This is a genomic window from Candidatus Brocadia sapporoensis (assembly GCF_001753675.2).
GTDB classification, from domain to species: Bacteria; Planctomycetota; Brocadiia; order Brocadiales; family Brocadiaceae; genus Brocadia; species Brocadia sapporoensis.
This window is the reverse complement of sequence record NZ_MJUW02000061.1, coordinates 1-3,870: the sequence shown is the minus strand read 5'-3', so window position 1 is coordinate 3,870 and position 3,870 is coordinate 1. Positions and strand designations below refer to the sequence as shown.

General features: G+C 43.4%; 4 protein-coding genes. 1 reads left to right on the top strand and 3 read right to left on the bottom strand.

Going from position 1 to position 3,870, the window contains the following annotated elements; all coding sequences use genetic code 11:
* A partial coding sequence (locus BIY37_RS13870) for a hypothetical protein (protein WP_230402442.1) occupies nt 1–225 on the top strand: 225 nt, incomplete at its 5' end.
* A gap of 132 nt (nt 226–357) precedes the next feature.
* Here the strand turns inward: BIY37_RS13870 and BIY37_RS05235 are convergent.
* The 3 genes from BIY37_RS05235 to BIY37_RS05225 form a co-directional block, all read right to left on the bottom strand.
* A complete protein-coding gene (locus BIY37_RS05235) occupies nt 358–1,020 on the bottom strand; it encodes a protein-L-isoaspartate(D-aspartate) O-methyltransferase (RefSeq protein ID WP_080324864.1) in 663 nt (220 codons plus the stop codon).
* Nucleotides 1,021–1,607: 587 nt separating this feature from the next.
* Nucleotides 1,608–2,651: a selenide, water dikinase SelD gene (gene selD, locus BIY37_RS05230; protein ID WP_080324863.1), complete on the bottom strand. Its 1,044-nt coding sequence runs from the start codon at nt 2,649–2,651 to the stop codon at nt 1,608–1,610.
* Between the two features lie 343 nt (nt 2,652–2,994).
* Complete coding sequence (locus tag BIY37_RS05225) at nt 2,995–3,483, bottom strand: hypothetical protein (RefSeq protein WP_070066784.1); 489 nt, start codon at nt 3,481–3,483, stop codon at nt 2,995–2,997.
* Nucleotides 3,484–3,870: the final 387 nt, after the last annotated feature.

Sequence of the window (3,870 nt, the reverse complement as noted above, 5' to 3'; positions counted from 1 at the left end):
GGGATTTTCCCGTCTGCCCGTTTTCCCTATCGGCTCCTAACTATTCTGAGAAAAGATTCTCTCTCACCATCCGTTTCGCTGAATAGTTACGTTACGAGAAGGATATCCTGCAATTCGGACGTTGGCGTAACCCTTATGCATGATCACAACCCTCGTGCCATGATCTCAGCAGGAAAAATATATCATGGACGATTTGACGGTTTTTTGATAAAAGATCGAGGCTAAAAATTACAAAACCCGATTCCCTGCCTGTCCCTGAGGAAAATCCGTCTAGTTCCTTAGAACATCAATTGTATCATTTAGAATTTTTACGATCTCGGCAGAGTTTTATCGTGCCGGAGGCTTCCCGTTTAAAAATCATTTCCGAAGAAGAGGGACAAACCGAACGGGAATAATAGACTCTTTTATGACCTTCGATGACGCATCTTTGGTTATCAGCATGAGGTCCTGAACTGCATAAACGCCACCCACCGGAATAACTATGCGACCACCGGGCTTAAGCTGATCAATCAGGGGAGGAGGAATATGCTCAGCGGCTGCAGTAACAATGATGGCATCAAAAGGCGCATGCTCCGGCCATCCTTTGTAGCCATCGCCAATCATGACTTCTACATTATCATACCCCAGGGTTTTTAACCGAAGCCGTGCTTTTTCTCCCAGATCCTTTACAATCTCAATCGTATAGACCTGCCTTACCAGCCTGGAAAGGACAGCAGTTTGGTAACCAGAACCTGTGCCCACTTCCAGAACAACATCACCGTCTCCTGTCTGTAATAATTCTGTCATAAAGGCGACGATATAAGGCTGGGAAATGGTTTGCCCAAAGCCGATAGCGACGGGTTGATCATGATAACTGTACGGGCGATTTTCCTCAGGGACAAATACGTGGCGGGGCACAGATTCCATGACTTCCAACACCTTTTTATCCTTTATTCCCCGGTATGCAATCTGTTCTTCCACCATGCGTTTTCGCTGGTGTGCAAAGGCATCTTCATCCGTAGCAGATTTTACATCATCCATAGCTGAAAGTTTAGTTTTGGCGCCGAAGAACAATATTACACAAGAGATTGTCAGTATAAGAATCGTACTTGTTACAATTAAATACAGTATTGCCGGTTTGCACAAATTTTGCTCCTCGTAATAATTTAATTTTGAAGTATCACTTTCGCGTTTTGAAAAATATTCACAGACGAGATCGCCTTAGAGACTGTCTGCATACTCAGGAGGCGCACACTTTGTAAATTCTAAACGTGATACAGACATACCATACTCTAACGGGAGGCACGGATATGCAGCGAATAGTCTCTGTTTTTTGTCACGCTGCAAAAAACTCTGTGCTTACAATAATCAGACTTGAGTCGTCTATCCCTATTTTAAAATGAATGTTTTACAAACGGCGTTGTGCAAGTTCCACACAGACAAACGGAGTTTGTCCGTGCCACCCTGTTTGTCAATTCAGAATATTCGCCGATGGTGAATTCTTTGAGTATAGGGACAATCCATACATTACCTCCTCCATCCAAGCCGTCTTTATTAGTCTGGACAGGGGCAGGTTTGAAACCTGCCCCTACTTTGCTTTTCCCTGAAAATCAGCGGCACTGCATGACTCATGGTAGAACGACAATGGAAACGTCCGTTCTTTCGCATACCTCACCAACAACACCAAACGACACGACACCGTTCTCGCTGAGTTTTTTACAAAGTATATCTGCCTTTTCCCTGGGAAGGGAGATAAGCAGACCTCCGGAGGTCTGTGCATCGAATAATACATCGACCAACTCTTCCCGGATTGTGGAATCTATCCTAATGTTATTTTTTAAATATTTCTTACTAAGCTTTGATACCCCCGGTATCAATCCCATCCTGACATAGCGTTCACAACCATCAAATATAGGTATGCATTCAGCAAAAAAAGACACGGTTACCTTACTGGCCTCCGCCATCTCAAAAGCATGACCCATAAGGCCAAATCCGGTAATGTCTGTACAGGCGCTGACCCCAACCTCCAGCATCATTTCCGAAGCTGTCTTATTCAGATGAACCATACTCCTTGTAACAATGCTTATATCTTCCTCAAAAACCTTGTTAGCCTTGATGGCCGAGATGATTAACCCTGTGCCGAGTGGTTTGGTCAATACGAGAACATCGCCGGGCTTTGCACCTGCATTCGTCACAATCCTATCCGGATGGATAAGACCTGTAACCGACAATCCGTATTTGATCTCATTATCCTGCAGGGTATGACCGCCAATCACTGTTGCACCAGCCTCGTTAACCTTATCAGCGCCGCCCTTAAGTATTTCCACCATAATATCCCTATCCAGAAATTTTAAAGGATAGCAGAGGATATTCATGGCGGTAAGGGGCTTGCCTCCCATAGCATAAACGTCACTCAATGCGTTGGCAGCGGCAATCTGACCGTAATCATACGGGTTGTTTACCACAGGCGTAAAAAAATCCAGGGTTTCCACCAACGCCATCTCGTTATTAATTTTATAAATGCCAGCATCGGCAAAGGTTTTTGGGCCAACCAATACCCGTTCATTGGGATATTCGGGTAAATGATTGACTACATACGCCATGTCTTCGACGGGGATCTTGCCTGCTCACCCGCCACAGGTGGCATAATCGATTAATCGTTTTTTTTCCAACACCACAGGTCTCACCCCCTTTCTAAAATTCAGCGGGGACAAAGCATTTGCCATAACCAACAGAATAGCGTCCATACCCGGACCACCAAATGCTTCTCCCCTACACGGTTCAGTAAATATTGCTTTTATGAAATTTTTCAGGAAACTATAGTAAGCGTAACAAATGAAGTATACATACAGGTATTATGGTGAGGGCGACAGCCTGAAGCAATCTCCCGTGCCCGCATTGCTTCGCGGAGTTCACACGGAGCAATGCGAATGCGCTCGCAATGACAACGTCCTTTTTGCGTTCACTCTATCGTATTACCCTAACCAACGGCTAATATTTTGGCTATTTATGATTTTACTGGAACCACGAAGTGGACGCCTCCTTGGGATTGTATTTGGCATGACACTCGTCACAACTGTTTACCACTTTAAAAAAGGCGGCCGTGGCCCTATCCTTATTCTTTTCCTGGCATGCGCCAATCAACTCCTGGGCGCTCATGTGGAACTTGACATCGAGATTTATAAATTCTGCCGGCAAATCTTTTTTGTTAGCCCCTGTAAAGGCTACAGGACTCGCCTCTTTCAGTTTTTTTGTATCCTGTTTAATAGCCTCCCAGTTCTGCTGATTAATGGAAGATGACAAATGCTTCAATAACACTTTAATGTCCTTCATGTGAACGATGAAACCCTGCTCGTTCTTGATAAATCCAAGATCTCCACGTGGACTTGCCTCAGTTTGTTTTGTCTCGGGAGAAACCATTTTCTGCTCTAAATTCTCAGTTTCTTTTTTACCACAACCAAACAGACATGCGATTGCAAATGTTACGGCAATAAATTTCTTCATAAGAAAGCCCCCAAAACCCTTATAAGCAAAATTAATAGTTAATAAAACAAACTGGTATGAATACTAAATGCTTTTCTATGAAAAATCAATAGAAATGACATCATCTTGCAACCACATTTGGAATTTTTGTATCACTTTAATATAGTGTGAATTATAGATGTGAGACAGCCATACGATAATCTAACGGGATGGCACAGACAAGCAGTGCTTGTCTCTGTTTTTGTCATGCTGCAAAAAACTCTGTACTTACCATAATCAGGCTTGAGTCGTCTATTCCTATTTTAAAATGAGGGTCATCGTGGAAATGAGTGGGTGAAATTTGCATTTTTATATCTCCGGAAGCATACAGGTCAGAATTTTTAAGCGAAGATATTCTTCATCTCTTAG